General features: G+C 42.4%; 13 protein-coding genes, 1 tRNA gene and 1 pseudogene. 3 read left to right on the top strand and 12 right to left on the bottom strand.

The window, feature by feature from the left end; translation table 11 throughout:
• Nucleotides 1-194: 194 nt before the first annotated feature.
• Together BN1002_RS23015 and BN1002_RS08465 are read right to left on the bottom strand one after the other, a co-directional pair.
• The gene (locus tag BN1002_RS23015) at nt 195-1670 is read right to left on the bottom strand and encodes an ElyC/SanA/YdcF family protein (protein ID WP_052445625.1); all 1476 of its coding nucleotides are present in this window, start codon (nt 1668-1670) and stop codon (nt 195-197) included.
• Between the two features lie 694 nt (nt 1671-2364).
• Complete coding sequence (locus tag BN1002_RS08465; protein WP_231575001.1) at nt 2365-6465, bottom strand: S8 family serine peptidase; 4101 nt, start codon at nt 6463-6465, stop codon at nt 2365-2367.
• Between the two features lie 619 nt (nt 6466-7084).
• Between BN1002_RS08465 and BN1002_RS23235 the strand changes: the two are divergent.
• Nucleotides 7085-7399: pseudogene (locus tag BN1002_RS23235) on the top strand (transposase); the annotation flags it as partial.
• A gap of 54 nt (nt 7400-7453) precedes the next feature.
• Here BN1002_RS23235 and BN1002_RS23660 read toward each other — a convergent pair.
• Nucleotides 7454-7550 (bottom strand) — tRNA-Sec (locus tag BN1002_RS23660).
• A 136-nt stretch (nt 7551-7686) separates the two neighbouring features.
• Between BN1002_RS23660 and BN1002_RS08460 the strand changes: the two genes are divergently transcribed.
• Nucleotides 7687-8112 (top strand): DUF2621 domain-containing protein, encoded by a 426-nt coding sequence (locus BN1002_RS08460; RefSeq protein WP_048824561.1) that lies wholly within the window; start codon nt 7687-7689, stop codon nt 8110-8112.
• 855 nt (nt 8113-8967) lie between these two features.
• Here BN1002_RS08460 and BN1002_RS08450 read toward each other — a convergent pair.
• On the bottom strand, nt 8968-9450 hold the full coding sequence (locus BN1002_RS08450; protein ID WP_048824559.1) for a CcdC family protein: 483 nt from the start codon (nt 9448-9450) through the stop codon (nt 8968-8970).
• Nucleotides 9451-9561: 111 nt separating this feature from the next.
• Nucleotides 9562-10272, bottom strand: a complete 711-nt coding sequence (locus BN1002_RS08445) for a cytochrome c biogenesis CcdA family protein (RefSeq protein ID WP_048824558.1) — start codon at nt 10270-10272, stop codon at nt 9562-9564.
• A gap of 257 nt (nt 10273-10529) precedes the next feature.
• On the opposite strand from BN1002_RS08445, the gene BN1002_RS08440 reads away from it, so the two are divergent.
• Complete coding sequence (locus tag BN1002_RS08440; RefSeq protein WP_048827837.1) at nt 10530-10703, top strand: aspartyl-phosphate phosphatase Spo0E family protein; 174 nt, start codon at nt 10530-10532, stop codon at nt 10701-10703.
• 56 nt (nt 10704-10759) lie between these two features.
• Here the strand turns inward: BN1002_RS08440 and BN1002_RS08435 are convergent, their stop codons facing one another.
• From BN1002_RS08435 to BN1002_RS08405, 7 genes are all read right to left on the bottom strand, one after another.
• Complete coding sequence (locus BN1002_RS08435) at nt 10760-12556, bottom strand: ABC transporter ATP-binding protein (RefSeq protein ID WP_048824557.1); 1797 nt, start codon at nt 12554-12556, stop codon at nt 10760-10762.
• The gene (locus BN1002_RS08430) at nt 12556-14307 is read right to left on the bottom strand and encodes an ABC transporter ATP-binding protein (RefSeq protein ID WP_048824556.1); all 1752 of its coding nucleotides are present in this window, start codon (nt 14305-14307) and stop codon (nt 12556-12558) included. Before BN1002_RS08430 ends, BN1002_RS08435 begins: the two co-directional genes overlap by 1 nt.
• 216 nt (nt 14308-14523) lie before the next feature.
• Nucleotides 14524-14745: a YneF family protein gene (locus tag BN1002_RS08425; protein WP_048824555.1), complete on the bottom strand. Its 222-nt coding sequence runs from the start codon at nt 14743-14745 to the stop codon at nt 14524-14526.
• A 73-nt stretch (nt 14746-14818) separates the two neighbouring features.
• Complete coding sequence (gene sirA / locus BN1002_RS08420; RefSeq protein WP_048824554.1) at nt 14819-15259, bottom strand: sporulation inhibitor of replication protein SirA; 441 nt, start codon at nt 15257-15259, stop codon at nt 14819-14821.
• A 377-nt stretch (nt 15260-15636) separates the two neighbouring features.
• On the bottom strand, nt 15637-17643 hold the full coding sequence (gene tkt, locus BN1002_RS08415) for a transketolase (RefSeq protein WP_048824553.1): 2007 nt from the start codon (nt 17641-17643) through the stop codon (nt 15637-15639).
• 169 nt (nt 17644-17812) lie between these two features.
• Complete coding sequence (locus BN1002_RS08410; protein WP_048824552.1) at nt 17813-18043, bottom strand: DUF896 domain-containing protein; 231 nt, start codon at nt 18041-18043, stop codon at nt 17813-17815.
• Between the two features lie 69 nt (nt 18044-18112).
• Nucleotides 18113-18775 (bottom strand): YneB family resolvase-like protein, encoded by a 663-nt coding sequence (locus BN1002_RS08405; RefSeq protein WP_048824551.1) that lies wholly within the window; start codon nt 18773-18775, stop codon nt 18113-18115.

Here is an 18775-nt window from a genome sequence, read left to right as displayed (position 1 = left end):
ATGAAAATTTTTGTAAGTAGCTTGTCGACTTTTTTAAAAAATGGCCTTTTTCATTTTACTCCCATGCATAACCTTCAAGATTCGCTTTTCTTCTATAAAATATAGAACATTGCCCCAATATCAACAACAATGAGTCAATTCATCTGTATATATATTTACTGCTGTATTTGGTAGCTTAGGCGTTCCATGTAAGGCTATGAAACCCTGGCGAATACTAACTTGGAACTTGCAACATTTAAATCGTTAAGAGCTGTATCCACTTCTTCTTGAGATGAGGTTGGATTTGCAAGTACCGCTTTCGCTGATGCTAACGCCTTTTTGAAGGCCGTCCAGCTGGAAGCCGTATAGTCTGATGCTTGTTTCTTCTTAGCATCGGTCACTGCAAGATCTAGCGCAGATTTATCTACATCTCCTACTACTGGTTTTTTTACAAGGCTTTCCGTTGCTTTAATTAAGGAATCGAGCACTGCATCTACTTCCGCTTGCGTCGCTTCCTTATTTCCTAATACTTGCTTAGCAAGGATTAGTGCAGTCGTAAAATCCTTCCAATTCTTCCCCGTGTAGTCAGCCTTTACTTTTTTCTCAGCATCACCAACTGCTTTTTCTAGTGCAGTTTTGTTTGCTGCTACACTAACCACGATGTTTTTTGTTAGTCTTACGCCCTTTTCCTCATAAGTGATTTGAAGTTCTTGGTCTCCGATTTTACTTGAATCGAATCCTGTAATCTCAGCAAGTTTTGTAATGTCACGTACATACTGACAATCATATTGGGCATGAACCGATAAATTTAAATCTTCACCCTCATAGTATTCTAAGTCCCCTTCTATAGCCAAATCTACCAGTTTGGAGATAGGGAGATTGCTAGCTCTTGGTACACCTGCAATGGAGGACATACCACTGACTTTGAGGCTCATTGGTTCTTCTGTTTTATCTGCTCGATACCAGCCTGCATTCCCTTGCCCTAAAAACTCAATCGGAGTTTTGCCAAGCTCTTTCGCTTTCAAAAGTGACATAGTGTAATAGAATATACTTGCCCTTTTTAAATGATATTGGCTGCTTATAATAGAAGCAGTTTTTATATTATAGTTGTTGTACAAAATATCATAGCTAAACGATGCATTTTGAACAGTATTGGCACTTTTGTTTTCTACAATGATTCTATCCATCGGAAGTCCGTTAGCCAATAGCCAATCACGCATACGATCGCCTTCTGTCCAACCATTCTTCATTACTCCGCCCGTTACTAAGACATAAGAATTAGGGTATTTCTTTGCACTATTTAGTGCAACTTGTAATCTGCCAACTAATTCATCTTCCATTGTACCGTCGGGTTTTAAAGCAAATCCGAGAACAATAAATGCATGGGTATTATCATTCGGAAGGCCATCCGGAGCGACATCGATATGTTCTTCCATATCATTCTCGATCCAATCCCAATAATCAATGACCGAATTCCATAACTTGTAATCTACCAGAGATTGTTCTTCAATCAGGTCAAGTGTTCTTAGGACATCTGTACGTGCATCTTGTCCATAATAATAGATTAATTCACTTACTAGTGTTTTTATGTCCTTTGAGGCATCAGGGGTTTCAGCCGAGGCAGTATTGAAAGAAATCATACTAAATATCAATAGCAAACTGAATAATAAAGCATAAATTTTTTTCTTCACTATATAAACTCCTCCTTTTTTATGAACCATTTATGTAATCCACTTGGTTGTTAATAATCTTACTTGAATAAAATGAATCCGCCTCCTTAAAATATGAATGTTTTACAGGTGATCACATAAAAAAGGCATGCTGGAAATTGAGGAATATAGATACATTCCCTCACTTACCAACATGCCTAATCGCATTAGTAACATGTGATTCACTATGTAACTTCTAAGTATATAGTATCCAATTTTTTCCGCGAAGGCAACTTTATTTAACTGATGATTTTTAATATTGAATAAATTAATAAAAACTAATGGATTAGGAATTAAAAATAATAAAGGCAACCAAAAGGCTGACTTTTTTGATCTAATTATAAATCTAAATCTTTTGGGCTCTAAAAGTTGTCAACATTTTTCATTAAAACAGATTTTTATAGTATGATATTCTAAAAATAAGCATGCCAAATAACCTTACTTATATGTTTGGAAGGTTTTGCTTTTTATTAGTCCATTTGGGTAATCAAACTAGATCCAGGAAGGTCGTCCTGTTTTTTAATAGGGCAAAAATCAAATGTAAAAGCTTATTGACACAAGCTAGGTAATTTGGGACACAATTTAATTTTTCTTTGGGGTTATCTGGTTCTCCATAATCAGAAAACACTTGATTTAACCAAACCAAGTGTTTTCCTTGAAGATTTTTTTGTATTGATTAGATTTCTAACTCAGCCAGAATGATTTCTAATGTTTTTCCATTATGATTTTGCTTTGGCTCCGGGGCATTCTCAACATCTTCGTTTTGCTTCAGGTAATTTTTCTTAACAAATTCAATATCCTTTGCATCTACGGTCCCATCAAAATTGATATCTGCTGCACGGTCACCTGTTTTCCAAGCCTTTTGAATAGCAAGCGCATCTAGGACATCAATGGTGCCATCCTGGTTCACATCACCGCCAAGAAGAAGCACTAGATTTACCCATTGATAATTTCCATATATAACACCATTGCGCTCATAACCAAGTGGTACTTCCGTCCGGGTAAAGAAATGGCCTGGGACCGTCATTTCGAGCGTATATTGATCCTTGCTTAACGGAAGTTTGTCAATACTGTAATATCCGCTATCTTCAACAGAAGAAGTGCCATCAATCACGTTGCCGTTTGAATCAATTGCTTTTACCGTTCCCCCAACCTTGGACCAATCCCTAGAACCGAGGTTATCATTATCATGGAATCCCTCTGGACCAACATACCCCTCTATTTTTGAAAATTGAGGATTGATTTTAAAGCGGTAAGGAGAATTTAATACTTTTAAATTGTTATTATTTGAATCTGTAACAACTACAGTCGGATCCATATACCCTAATGTATAATATTCCTCTCCCATCACTTCGAAGGAAATATCGACAACTGCTTTTTGATCTAATTGTCCGCTAGGGTGGTTGAATTCAACAGTAATCTTATTACCCTTTAAACTAATTGTCGCTTTGTCTTTAAGATCCTCTGTTAGTTTTGCCTCAACCAGATTTAAGGTTTTAAGACCTACAAAATCCTGTAACGTCCATTCTGCCTTCTTGATATCTTTTACGTTATCTAACACTAACTTCATGTTAATGATATCACCTGTATTTGCCTCAGTTGTTTCACTTGTTGGATAGGTGACCGGTGTTCCTTCCTTCACAAAGAAGTAAGCCTTATCCACCCTATTTCCTGCGGCATTATAACCAGCCATGCTGAACGGTAAACCACGAGGAGAATCACTCATAAGAATCTCTTCCACAAATTTTCCGTCCTTATCCATATAAATTGGCGTAGATGGTTGGCCAAAATAGCCCCAATAATAAATCATAAAGTTTGATGTTTGATCGATATTTACCCCATGTTTCTGCATCTCATCCACAAATGGATCTGTGATTTTTATTTCAAATGGGTACGTTTGTTGCCCAGGTTTAAACTCAATAAATGGCGAACTTCCATCCAATGAGCTTGTGAAGGTAGGCTTCGTAAGTGTAATCCAAATATGCTCCGTTTGAGTTACTGTTTTTCCGGATAAACCCGTGCCAATGAATTTAAGCTTGTAATGCCCTTCTTTTGCATAGCTTACTTTTGAAGAAATTGGATTATTCACATCACCGGTAAATGTATTATATGTGCCAAAAAATGCATGTAATCCGTAATCGAAATTATCGTAAGCTCCATCTAAACTAACTGTTCCAACAAATCCAAGGTCATTTCCTTTATCATCTTGAAGGATAATATCCAGTTTTTCCATTGGTGCACTCAAATTAATTTGGGAATTGACAACTGGCAAACGAAACGCATCCCAATCATCTGTATTATTAAAATAATATGGTGAAAATGCTGGATTATCAATTGACAACGTATTAAAACCATCTTGCATCAAACGGAAGTTATATGGAATCCTATATTTCTCGGCAGAATCCTCCGTATTCGTTAGGGTAATATACCCTGTGTAGTAGCCCTCTTTTGCCTTTTTATGGGTACGCAGACTAATGGATACCTTTGTTTCTTCATTGGCCTTTAAATTAATTTTATTGGCAATCAATATGTCCATCCCATTCTTTTTCAAGCCATTCGAACCGCTGCCTTCGGTAATCGTGACAGAGAACTTTTTCTTCTCTTTTTCATTGTTTTTCATATGAATAGACTTCTTGATTACTAAATTATTATCAACCATTTCATTATCAAAGCTAAGTCCACCTGTAAGTCTTTTCACTTCGGTAACATCTTCCGCACCAGGAATGAAGGTTTTATCGATCATTTGAAAGATTGCGCCATGATGAATGGCATTATATGGATTAACTCTTCCAGCACCAACCTCAAATACACTATACTCCCCATTAAGCGGGTCGGCTGTATTCATTAGGATTGCCTTAATATCATCCGGCGTTAACTTTGGATTTGCCTGCAATAATAATGCGGCAACCCCTGCAGTAAATGGTGTTGCCATTGATGTTCCGGAATAGCGGGCATATGCTAATTGATAATCCTCTTGCTTTTCCGGGTCAGCCATAAAGGATGGAACCGTTGAAAGAACACTAACCCCCGGAGCAACGACCTCAGGTTTGACCTCATCCGTTTTCCTTACCGGTCCACGTGAGCTAAAGTCAGCAAGACGATCTCCTTCTGTTTGACTAACGCCATAATCAGAGAAGGTAAAGGAGGTCTCTCCTTTCTGAAGGTGTGCTTTGATCTGTTCCCCTGCAGTTTTCGTCAGTGAAAAAGCTGGGACAAAGGCGGTGGACTCCCCAAGATTAGCTTCAATTTGTCCATCTACATTGTTATAAAGAAGTACAATTGCGGCACCCTTCTCCTTTGCTATAGTTACCTTATCGGTTAAGGTAAATCCACCCCGTTCAAGAAGCACGATTTTGCCTTGTACATCTCTATCGGTGTAATCGACGATAGATCCCAGACCTACATCTACGACTTCATAGGATTGTCCGTCCAAGTCCTTTAATTGATCGGAATAGTTTCGTCCCATATTGATGAGTTCTATCTCATTAGTTGAACCAATTTTCCCTTTAAAAGTAGAAACCGCCAATGGTACATCACTTGCACCGACTGTTATTCCGAGAGCTGAAGTACCAGGGGATCCTACCGTATATCCACCAGGCCCGGTATTACCCGCAGCAACAACAGCAGTTACCCCGCTTAAGACTGCATAATTGATCGCAATGCTAGTTGGATAATATGGGTCATTAACAGATGAACCAAGTGAGAGATTAATAACATCCATACCATCTTCAACTGACTTTTCAATTCCGGCAATAACACCTTCCGTTGATCCTGAACCATAAGGACCAAGAACTCGATAAGCATATAAATCTACATCTGACGCTACACCTTTCACGGAAATATCATTGTTCTTCGCCTGGCCGGCAATCGTACCGGAAACATGAGTACCATGAGAGGTATAGTACGTTGAAGTCCCGATAACTTCTGGATTATTGCTAGCTTTCCAGTCATTATAGGTCGTCTCCATTGGGTCATTATCATTATCGACCAAATCATATCCACCTTTATAAACGTCCTTTAAGTCAGGATGGTTGTAATCAATACCTGTATCTAGAACCCCAACCTTTATTCCTTTCCCTGTAAAACCTTCCTCATGAAGCTTATCCACTTTTAAATGTGAAATAGCTTCTACTGATATGCCAGGAGTAGTGCCTTCCTCTTCCCCTGAAGTATTCTGCACAATCGGATCGACCCGAAATATTTCGTTTTTGTATACTGCTTTTACAACATCAGATTTTAATAGACTTTCAACCTGATTGGCTGGCAGTTTCATAGCCAGACCATTATAAACAGTGTTATAGGTATACGTGATTTGATAATCTGTTTTTTTATTCTTTAAATTACTCTTTGGTAAAATCGTCTGGATATCCTTTTTAAACTTTTCATGTTCTTTTAATATCTGATCATCTGCCTTTTTTTGTGTTAGCTTCTTCCCCTTTACCTCTGCATCCAGGATAGCAACATGGCTAGGCTTTGAGTGGAACTGAACGATTACCTCCATCTCCTGTTCACTGTTCAACTCCACACCGTTGAACCCTTGCAAACCATTTTGATCAGACAATTCTAATTGTGTTAATGCATCTCTTTGTTGTGGTGTAAGTGATTCAAGGACCTTTTCAGCGTTAATGCTGGTTGCCGATACTTTAGCTGTGTGAATGAAATTTGACGATGATAGAATTAATCCAGCTGTTAGTGTAATGGCTGTTGCCTTTTTAAAGAACTTTTTCCCACTCATACTCTCCCTACTTTCATTAATTTTCGAAAAATAGTTAAGCACCTATCTCCTATAAATCTTAAATACTCCAATTCCTATTATATAAATATTCTTAATTTTCTACTATTGGGGTAATTCGCTCAAATTAGAGATAACAATACCCATTTCAAATATCATTCTTAAAATGTGATGATGACCTTGAACCCATGCCATATATCCTAAGTATCTGCTAATCCTTCAAAGTTGTTATCCCTTTATGCTTTTACAACTCGCGGAAAGCCAATGCTATAGCGGAATGCCGCCTGTAAACAAAAGATCTATTAATAAATCTATAGACTCTAACAGCAGGTCAAAAGACTCCCTAAATTCGGGGTAATGGACCAACGGATTCGGTTCTGGGTAGCTTTTTATTGAATAGTTGGTTAGAAAAAACAAGAAATCCCTGAGTTTTACTCAAGGGATTTCTTGTTCCATTTTATTGGAGTATAACTGGAGTTTTGTCCTCTTAAGGGAAAGTTAACAGTGAATACCATTTGAACGTTTCTGTTGCATTGATTCTTTAATTTCTTTGGTAAATGTAAAATCCCTGAATTTGCCTTCAGGGATTTCATAATTTTCCAAAAATTATTTATATTTTTATAAAACTATTTAATCACTTCCTATCTTCCATTACTAGGAAGATAAAGGAAACTTGGATGACGTTCAAATGTTTAATACGGATCGTGAAAAAGAGTTTGATAATTAATTAATTTCAGTGGCTCTTGAAACATTCGGATTCCAGCGGTCACTAAGTATGAAAGGCTGTCCTTACGACAATGCCGTGGCTGAATCCATGTTTAAGGTATTTAAAACGGAATTCGCTAACGGAGCTCATTTCTCTTCCCTTGAACAGCTCGCTCTTAAACTTTCTAATTATGTTCATTGGTTCAATAACATTCGAATTCATGGAACACTGGGATATTTAACCCCTGTGGAATTCAAGCTACAGCCTCTATAATTTTTGTCCAGTTTAGTATTGACATTCCAGTCAAAAGCTTTAAAATGAATGGTTTGGCGGGACTGTGTGGGAATCGAACCCACCTGACCTGGCACGCAGGTCACAAGCGGTTTTGAAGACCGTGGAGGACACCAGTACCCCATTCAGCCCCGTATCAAGAACAGTATTCATTATATCAAGTATTCCTTATTGCCGCTATAGTTTTGCTGGAAATGTCTAAGTCTTGTCATATTTTGCACGAAACCTCTATAATAGAGATGAGAATAAGTGTTATGTAGGTGAATGAAATGCAAAATGTTTGGGCTCAATGGTTCATTTTTTTCTGGGGATTTACGTTAATAGGGTTATTCGCAATCGGCGGCTATTTCATGTTCAGGAAGTTTTTGAAAAAGCTCCCGAAGGAAGACGGGAAGTCGATTATGGACTGGGAAGAACATTATGTGAATGAATCCAGGCATTTGTGGCCGGAGGATCAGAAGCATTTCCTGGAGGAACTTGTTTCACCTGTTCCAGAATTGTTCCGTGATGTCGCACGGCACAAGATTGCCGGCAAAATTGGCCAGATTGCTTTGAACGAAAAGGTAAACCGGATTGATCAGGACCTCGTGATTCGGGGATATATCCTCGCAACGCCGAAACGCGATCATAAGTTTTTGAGAAAGCATTTGAAAGAAAAACAGATTGATATGACGCCATTCGAGCATTTGTTTTAGCCGCCTACTTAGGCGGTTTTATTTTTTGAATTTAAGAGCACTGTATCTAGGATTCATAAGTTGAGACAGAGCGCTGCCTTTTGCATCGCTGGCTGTCCCAAGTTCAACCACGTTGGGACAATTCACTCCTTTTTCCTTTTCAACCTGTCCCAAGTCGGACCACGTTGGGACAACACACAGCCTTTTCGTCATTAACATGTCCCAAGCTCAACCAAGTTGGGACAGCTCACAGTCTTTTCATCGTCAACTTGTCCCAAGTAGAAGCACGTTGGGACAATTCACTCCTTTTTCCTTTTCAACCTGTCCCAAGTCGGACCACGTTGGGACAACACACAGCCTTTTCGTCATTAACCTGTCCCAAGTAGAAGCACGTTGGGACAATTCACTCCTTTTTCCTTTTCAACCTGTCCCAAGTCGGACCACGTTGGGACAACACACAGCCTTTTCGTCATTAACCTGTCCCAAGCTCAACCAAGTTGGGACAGCACACAGTCTTTTCATCATCAACTTGTCCCAAGTAGAAGCACGTTGGGACAATTCACTCCTTTTTCATCATCAATCTGTCCCAAGCTCAACCAAGTTGGGACAGCATATAGCCTTTTCATCATCAACTTGTCCCAAGTCGAAGCATGTTGGGACAATTCACTCCTTTTTCCTATTAAACCTATCCCAAGTTCAACCACGTTGGGACAACACGCTGCCTTTTCATCATTAACCTGTCCCAAGCTCAACCAAGTTGGGACAGCGTACCCCTGTTTTCACAGCAGCTTGTCCCAAGCTAAACCATGTTGGGACTGAACACCCAAAATCCCCCCGCAGCCTGTCCCAAAACAAAAAAACAGCCAGCGCCTTTTCCTACGCCAGCTGTTCGTTGTTATCCAATTGTTTCTGTAACTTCTTAAAGTCCCTGTACATTGCGATTCTCCACGGAACAATCATAGAGAATGCGAGCAGGAAGAACATGCCGGAAACTTCACCGAAATCAATCGTGGCGCTTAAAATCGTCTTCATAATGATACGGACAACGAGTAGGCCGACCAGGATAAAGAAAAAGGCTTTTGACCGTTTTAGAAAAATCTGGTCCCCTTTTATTTCGAAAGCTGATGTTTTGATCAACAAAATTGAAAACAGCATGCCGACAATGACAGCCTCAAGGATTTCCATTGAGGTCAAGCGGAATTGTGGAACAATATACATAAGCGCCCCGCTGCTCATGAAGACGGGCGGCAGAATAATTTTTTTGATGGAAGCAGGCTTTTTCGCAGCTTTCATCCGGACGAACATAGCCAGTGATGCCATGCCAATCGCGCCGATTGAAGAAGCAAGCACTAAATTCATCTTTTTCATCCCATTCTTGTTAAGTTTAACATTGTAATTATACTGCAAACAGCGGGGAAAAGCACCCACTTTGCACGAATGGATGCTATTTCCGCAAGTTATTCCACTTCATTAAAACCCGGTAAACCCTCCAAACAACCCTTGTAAAGCAATAATGATTTTTGTCAGCCAGTCAAAGAACAGCATGATACCCATCACTATCATGACATAGCCGCCGATTTTCATGATTTTGATAGAATTCCTGCGGATCCAGCCCATCCGTCCAATAAAGAAGGATAGGATAAAAAACGGAATGGCAAAACCAAGGACATACGCAATCATCAAAGGCATGCTGGATTCAGGATTTTGTGCAGCCATTGTTAATACTGCGCCGAGGATCGGGCCGGTGCACGGTGTCCATCCCGCAGCGAACGCCATACCAATCAAGATGGTTCCAATGTATCCTGAAGGACGGTTTTTAAATTGAAACTTCCGGTCCTTCATTAAAAATTCTGGTTTGAAAATCCCCACGACCATTAACCCGAAAACAACCATAAAAATGGCCCCGATCCGGCGGATAAGCTCTTGGTTCTGATACAGGAACTGTCCAAGGAACGAAGTGGTAAAGCCAAGCATGATAAAGATCGATGAAAAACCTATCAGGAAAAATATCGTGTGAATGATGCTTCGCCTTTGCATCATGCCATTTTCGCCCTTCAGTTCACTGACTGACATTCCTGTTATATAAGAAAGGAATGCGGGATATAATGGCAGGCAGCAAGGAGAAATGAAGCTCATGAATCCCGCTCCAAGGGCGAGAAATAAATTTACATCAGTAGCCATGCAACCCAACTCCCCAACAATTATGCTTCTTTTATTTTATCAAAATCCAGTCTGGAAAAGATACAATCCCGGATGAACGTTTTGTGTCACCTCCACCAAATGGATAACTTATTAATATTGAAAAACAACTGGATATTTTTTGACAAGAACACTTTGAATTTATTACCATAATAGGGTATACTAAGTCGAGAATCATATTGTTAGATATTTACTTATTTACTTATAAAACGGAGATTCTCCAGAAAGGAATTACAGCCGTGTTGAAACAGGACTTGCTCTCCCTAATAGAAAAAAAGAGGGCGGAATTAATTCAAGTCGCTTGCGTAAACGGCTTGAGTTCCTCAATCGCGATTCAGTACAGCCAGGAACTTGATCTTCTGCTGAATCAGTACAATCAGGACTTTGTACAAAAAATACATGCCCATTCATGATGACAGCCTGGCTGAACGCAGCCAGGCTGTCACCTTTTATAGTATCACATTTCGTTTCAGCCGTGTTTGACGGCGTCTTCCACCCGATCGACGAGCCCATTTTGCAGGAGGTACATTTTATGGTATAACCCCCGTTGCGCGAGCAATTCCTGATGTGTGCCCCGCTCGACGATTTCCCCCTGATGCAAAACAAGGATCTGGTCGGCGTCCTGGATTGTTGACAGGCGGTGGGCAATCGCAATCGTCGTCCGCCCTTTCCTCATCTTTTCCAGCGCTGTCTGGATGGCTTCCTCTGTTTCCGTATCAATATTAGCAGTCGCTTCATCAAGAACAAGGATTTTCGGATCAGTGGCGATTGTCCTCGCAAAAGCGATCAACTGCCGCTGCCCGCTCGAAAATGCCGCTCCCCGTTCGACAACCTTATGGTCGTATTGGTCTTCAAGTTTTTCAATGAAGGTATGCGCCTGGACGAACCTGGCGGCATCCGCAACCCTGTCTTCCGGCATTTCCTTGTCATGAAGCTTAATATTATCCTTCACTGTGCCGTAGAAAAGAAAAGGATCCTGAAGGACGAGCCCCATTTTCCTGCGAAGCTCTTCCCTGGAGTAATCTCGGGTTGATACTCCATCAATGAGAATATCTCCGCGGTTGTATTCATAAAACCTCATCAAAAGATTGATAATGGAACTTTTCCCGCTGCCCGTATGCCCGACAAGCGCGACTGTTTCACCGGGATTGGCTGTAAAGGAAATGTTCTTCAGGACATCGGTCTTTCCGTCATAGGAAAAACTTAAATTCCGGATCTCAATTTTGCCATCCCGTATCTTCAATTCTCCTGCCTCGCCCTGTGGCGGAGCGTACTCTTCCTCATCAAGAAGTTTGAAAACTCTTGATCCGGCGACAATCGCCTGCTGATATAGCGAAAGCCTCATCATCATTTGGTTCACCGGCTCAAAGAAACGGTCGAGATAGTTGATGAATGCATACAGTACCCCGATTTCGACCGCCAATTTTTGCGAAGTGATCCCAAAATAACTCAGCACTAAAATCAGCGCTAAAATATAAATCATATCAATTGCCGGCCTGAGCAGAAGCCCATCAAGTTTTATGTTCTTCATGCCCGCCTGGTAGTGGCGTTCGTTAATGTCGGCAAACTCCTGCCTGAGCCGCCTTTCCTGCCTGAACACCTGGATGATCGGCATTCCTTGAAGCGATTCGCTCAGCTTCGCATTCAGCTGGCTAAGCCTTTCGCGCATATCCAGGTAGAAGCGGGAACTATATTTCCTGTATGTGCGGATGACCAGAAGGATGACAGGAACGAGTAATGTGCAGAACAGCGCGAGTTTCACATCAAGGAAGAACATCGCCACAAAGATACCAAACAGGAAAACGCCGCTTTGGATAAACGTGGCGAGGACCGTGACGAACATATCCTTGATCGCCTCTGTATCGTTCGTAACCCTGGAAACAATGCTTCCCGCAGGCGTTTTATCAAAATATCTCATCCCTAGTGCCTGTACTTTCGAAAACACATCAATCCTTAGCTGCTGAATGATCTTCAGGGCGATTTCCTGAAACTTCACTAGCTGGAAGTACAATAAAAACACTTTGGCGACCTGGATGCCCATATAGATGAGCCCGAGTGTCATCAGTGGTTCAAATTCAATTTTCCCCGGCGTCAAATAATCATCAATGAAGATTTTGACAAGATAAGGGCCCGCAATGTCTCCGATCGTGGTCAAAAGGAGAAGGGAAAAAGCGATGATGATTGCCTTTTTATGCGGTTTTGTATAGGTCAGGAGCCGGAAGAGTATATTCCTTTGCTCCTTTTCGGTAAGGTTTGTTTCCAACATTAATGCCCCCCATGCTCAACAAGCTCTTCCAGCTGCTGGCGCAGGTACATTTCCCGGTACCAGCCGCCATTGGCCATAAGCTCTTCATGTGTGCCCCGCTCCTTGATCCTGCCTTCCTCAATGACTAGGATGAGGCCGGCGTGCTGGATGGCGCTCAAACGGTGCGAAGTGATGATCGTTGTCTTGCCTTCCCTTTCCTTCCGAAGCGCGGAAAGAATGGCTTCTTCGGTTTTCGCATCCACAGCCGAGAGGGAGTCATCGAGAATAAGGATTTCCGGGTTCAGCAATAACGCGCGGGCGATTGATATTCGCTGCTTCTGTCCGCCTGACAGCGACACACCGCGTTCGCCGACCACTGTATCATATCCTTCAGTAAAACCAAGAATGTCATCATGGATGTTGGCGAGTTTCGCCGCCGCCATGATTTCTTCTTCAGGAGCGTCTGATTTTGCAAAAGCGATATTTTCCCTAACAGTCGCCGAGAATAAAAAATGGTCCTGTGGAACGTATCCAATTGCCTCTCTCAGCCTGTCGAGTCGGTAGGCTTCAATGTTCCGGCCGCCAATCTGGATTTCCCCGTCCCGAATATCATCTTCCCTGATTAGCAACTTTAGGAGAGTTGTTTTTCCGGCGCCCGTTTTCCCGACAATGCCGAGGGTTTCTCCTTTGCCGACTTTGAAATGAATTTCTCTCAAAAGCGGCTCGCTTTCCTCAGAAAATGCATATTGATCAATGGCATACTCGATATCTCCCGCCGGAACGATATCAAGCGCGTCTGGCCTATCCTGAATATCGACTTTTTGCTTCAGCAACAGGGAGACCCGGTCATATGACGCCCTTCCCCGTTCAACAATGTTGAAGAGCCAGCCAAAAGCCAGCATCGGCCAAATGAGGAGGCCGAGATATGTAGTAAATGAGATTAGTTGCCCAATGGTCAGATTTCCATTCAGCACGTCGCGTGCTCCAAAGCCAATCGACAGGAAAAAGGAAATGCCGACGATAATGGAGATGGTTGGATCGTAGAGTGCGTCGATTTTGGCCACAACGATATTTTTCTTTACGACATCCTCGGATTGTTTCCGAAAGTCCTCGATATCTTCCTGTTCCTGGCCGAATGTTTTTATGACCTTAATGCCTGAAATGCTTTCCTGGGTCTTATCGTTCAGCGAGGAAAATGCCTCCTGCGCCTTATGGAAAGTGCGGTGCAGCATCGTACCGAACCAGCTCGTCAGCATCGCCATAAACGGCATCGGAATCAGGGCGATCAGTGTCAGTTTCCAGCTGATTGTAAAGGCCATCGCCAATATGACGAAACCGCCGGTCGCCAAAGAATCGACGAGTGTCAAAACTCCCGCTCCGGCTGTTTGTTGAATCGCCTGCAGGTCATTTGTCGCGTGGGCCATCAAGTCCCCTATCCTGCGTTTTTGGTAGAAGGACGGTGACATATTCGTGAAATGGCTGTATAAATCATTCCGTAAATTCCTCGTCAATTTGACAGCCGAGCCGAATATCATGATTCTCCAGAAATACCTGAGAACATACATCGCCAGGCCAGCCACAAACAATAAAAGCACCCATTTCAGCATCCCGGAGGATGTAATGGTGCCTTCCTTAATCTGATCCGCCACAAGGCCGATAACCTTCGGCGGAATAAGCTGCAGAAACGCAACAACCAGCAGCATGAGGACACCGCTAATGTATGCTTTCCTTTCCTGCCAAAAAAACCACTTTAATTCCGCGAATATCTTCATTTTTGCCCCCATTCCACCCGTGCTGCTTTTCTCTTTTTAATGGTCCAGCACAGCTTTTCTTTCTCTTTCGTAATCCTAACGAATTATAATTTTATCAAATTTTTAAAAAATAAGGAAGATTATTAATTATCTTCCATTTGGCGATTCACTTTTTCCCTGTCTCATAATAGGCTATATATAGAAAAAAGGCACCTATTAGATAGGTGCCTGTCCTTGTTATTTCGACTGCTTGTTCATTGCTTGCATCATTTGGTTGATTTTCTTCTGGGACGGTTTCATGCCCATTTGCATCATCATGACCTTCAGCATTTGTTCGTTGATTGGCGGATTCTTTTTTAGATAATCCATCATGTACTTGCGCGTTATAAAAAATCCGACTGCTACACCGACGACTAGCGCCAGCACGGCAATAAGGATTACATAGCCAGTACTCAGCATCCTATTTCCTCCTTCATGTTGTCCTGTTAACAGTGTAAATTACCAACCGTAATTATACAATAGTTCGTGCGAATTAGACAAATTTTCTTTCTTTAATTGGCCGGAGCCAACCAACTTTATTATTGTCCAAATCCAGTGCCAGAAAGGAAGCTTCACATTTCCTCAGCACTTCGAAAAAAGTTGTCTCCGCTTCAAATCCGCCTTCTGCTTCAATCGATATGTAAGTTTCACTTACGGATAATACGGCGCGACTCGCCTTATGGGTTGTTTCTACAATATAATGCCCATTTTTTGCAATAAAGCTGTTTGTCTTTTCAAGCTGTTTATGCAAAAGCTGATGGATCCGAAGTACCGGCATGGGTTTCGTAACGTAGCTGATTTGCAAATCGGTGATTGCTTTTAGTTCACCGGATGCCTTACGATTTTCCATGAACAAATGAAAAAATAGGCGCTCTCTTCCGAAGTAATGGGACGCGAATTCTTCTTCAATTAAATAGAGCTGGTATTTTCTCATTGAACTCTCTCCCTGCCTTTATTTCTTCTCCTTTGGCTAAATAAATGGACGTTTTATTTTGGCAAAAAAATAGCCTTGTCATCTTATGTATTAGCAAACCGATACGAGCAAATTTTAATTCGGACTATTCGAAAATCTCATCTTGACTTGATTATACTATCCCTACCCATCGCCTGTCACGGGATTAAGGCAAACCTGGTTGGATTAATTTCACTTTAGGCTCAGGAAAACAAATTGTTTTTCCGGATATGCAAATGGTCATCAATATTCAAGTTTTGATTCAAGTCTCTCACCTTAATCTTTGAATTGAAAATATATTAAGCAAAATAAAGAAAGGCTGGACCACTTTTGGGACCAGCCTTTCTCTTTGCCTCATCTTAGCTGTTCAGGAGGCCTTTTACTTTTGAAACAACATTTTCTACTGTGAAGCCGTATTCCTCGATGACTTTTTCTCCTGGAGCGGATGCACCGAACGTATCAATGGCAAGGACTTCTCCTTCATCCCCAACATAACGGTGCCAGCCAAGAGAGGCAGCCATTTCAAGGCCTAAACGTTTTTTAACCGATTTAGGCAGGACGGACTCCTTGTATTCCTTGGACTGCTGTTCGAAACGATCCCATGAAGGCATGCTCACAACAGCCACGTCGATGCCTTCTTTTGCGAGTTCCGCCTGGGCTTGTACAGCCAGACCGACTTCAGAACCAGTCGCAAGTAGCAATGCGTCGGCAGTTTTTTTCCCGGATGGTGAAATAACATACGCACCCTTCGAAACTCCTTCATAAGCATTTTTATCTGTATCTTTAATGGTCGGCAGGTTTTGCCTTGTCAGGACAAGCGCGGTTGGCTTGTTCCTCGACTCCACTGCTAGCTTCCAAGCCGCTGCGGTTTCGTTGCCATCAGCCGGGCGAATAATGGACAGGCCAGGCATTGCGCGAAGCGCCGCCAGCTGTTCTACCGGCTCATGAGTCGGGCCGTCTTCACCGACTGCGATGCTGTCATGCGTGAAGACATACGTAACCGGTAGTCCCATCAAAGCTGCGAGCCTGATTGCAGGGCGGAGATAATCAGAGAAAACAAAGAACGTTCCTGCATAAACCTTTAACCCGCCGTGAAGCGCCATTCCATTCAATGCTGCGCCCATCGCGAATTCCCTGACTCCGAACCAAATGTTACGTCCTTCATAAGAGTTCGGAAGGAAGTCACCGGCATTCTTGATATCCGTTTTATTCGAACCCGCAAGGTCTGCTGATCCGCCAAAGAATGTTGGCAGATTTTTTGCGATTGCGTTTATTGCTTCCCCGGAGGATGCTCTGCTTGCAAGGCTTTTGCCTTCGCTGTAAACAGGAAGATCTTTGTCCCATCCATCAGGCAGTTCGCCATCCAAGGCTTGTTGCAGCTGAGCGCCAAGCTCTGGATATTCCTTCTTATACTGTTCAAACAAGTCGTTCCATTCTTTTTCCTTTTTCTCGCCATTTTCCTCTACTGTTTTCCGGAAATGGTCATATACTTCTTCCGGTACGTGGAAGTCTTTGTCAAATGTCCACTTGTAAGCTTCTTTTGTCAGTTTGAGCTCATCTGCACCCAGAGGCGCGCCATGGACATCGGATTTTCCAGAAAGATTAGGGGAGCCGTAACCGATAACTGTTTTCACTTCAATCATCGTAGGGCGCTCTAGATCGCTCTGTGCTTCTTCAAGCGCGCGGGCGATTTCCTGCAGATCATTGCCATCCTCTACACGGATATACTGCCAGCCATAAGAAAGGAAACGGTCCTTTACGCTTTCAGAAAATGATTGGTTCAGTTCACCGTCAAGGGAAATATCATTTGAATCATAGAGAACGACCAAACGGCCCAGCTTAAGGTGGCCGGCAAGCGATGCAGCCTCAGCTGAAACACCTTCCATCAAATCGCCGTCACCACAAATGCTGTATGTAAAATGATTGACCAGCTCAAAATTATCTTTATTGTAAACGGCGGCAACATGGCGCTCTGCCATAGCCATTCCAACCGCCATGGCAATTCCCTGTCCAAGCGGCCCTGTAGTAGCTTCAACGCCCTCAGTATGGCCGTATTCAGGGTGCCCAGGAGTTTTTGAACCCCACTGGCGGAATTGTTTAATATCATCCATTGTCACATTATAGCCGGAAAGATGCAGAAGACTATATAACAGCATAGAGCCATGCCCCGCTGACAGTACAAACCTGTCACGGTTATACCAATTAGGATTCTTTGGATTATGGTTCATGAACCGGGTCCAGAGTGTATACGCCATTGGAGCGGCCCCCATCGGCATTCCCGGATGGCCGGAGTTCGCCTTTTGGATTGCATCAATCGATAATGTCCTGATTGATGTTACCGATAAAGCATCAATTTGTTCAAACATACATGACATCCTTTCGTTAATCAGTTTCCTACATCCTATATATTATAGCTCAAAAAACGTTTCTTCAACAAATCACGGGACTCAACCGGACTCATCCTTATTAAAGTTACCAAAATAGACATGAAAAAACCCGGCATTCCGATTGGATGACAGGTTTTTACACGGCTTTTTAATGAAGCCCTTTATTCTTTCTCGCTTTGATTTTTTCCGGGGTAACATCATTGCCTTCAGGATCTATAATCGTGGTATTCGTCAGTGTATCAAGCATTGAAGAACGAAAGGCATTCAAATATTCCTTCCTTAAAGAAGATTGTTCCTTTGCCTCATCTTCTGTTAATCCGCTTGCTTTCGCTTTTCGGGCCAATTGGTTTATGCGATCAATTTTTTCTTTTGGAAGCATGGTAATCCCTCACTTGTGTAAACTACCATGCATCATACTAAAAAAATGGCCGTTTTACAAGGAACACGCTTATTCAGCGTCATCTTCCATTGCTTCCCTGTATCTTCGATGGACGGTTGCCTTGGAAACTTCGTACCCAAATCCCCGCAATGTCGCAGCGATTTCAGCAAAGGTAAGCCCATTATCTTTTAGCCTGATGATTTCTTTCACTGGGACTTCTATTTTCTCCCTGCCGGGGCTTTCATTAATATTTTTCAGGTTATGGTGTGGCTTGTATCCATTTTCCACCGCCCGCTTCATTCCTCTTTTAATTTTGATGTTATGAAGCTTGCGCTGATATTCCTCTACCATTCCTACTATGTTGAGAATCATGGAATCCGATTCCGATAGCTGAAGTTCCCCGTCATGGGCAACACTAAGCAGTTTAACCTTGTTTTTATGGAGGAGATGAAGGACAGCGATTTTCGCATTGCCCCTGCCGATCCTTGTCTCATCCTGAATGAGCAGGCTGTTGATTTTGCCTTCTTTTATAAGAGCGAGGACTTCCAATAGTCCCTCCCGGTCAAGGTCATATCCGCTGGCCTGTTCACGTATGACGGCCGCGATTTCGATATTGTGCCGTTTTGCCAGGGAAAGCAATTCTTCCTCCTGCCGCGCCAGTGATGTTTCCTGGCTTTCCTTATCCGTACTCACCCTGCAATAGATTGCGGCCCTCGTGCGGCCAGTTCCCAT

The organism is Bacillus sp. B-jedd (assembly GCF_000821085.1).
In the GTDB taxonomy this organism is placed as follows: domain Bacteria; phylum Bacillota; class Bacilli; order Bacillales; family Cytobacillaceae; genus Bacillus_D.
The sequence above is the reverse complement of the archived record's forward strand: the minus strand, read 5'-3'. Positions and strand labels throughout refer to the sequence as shown.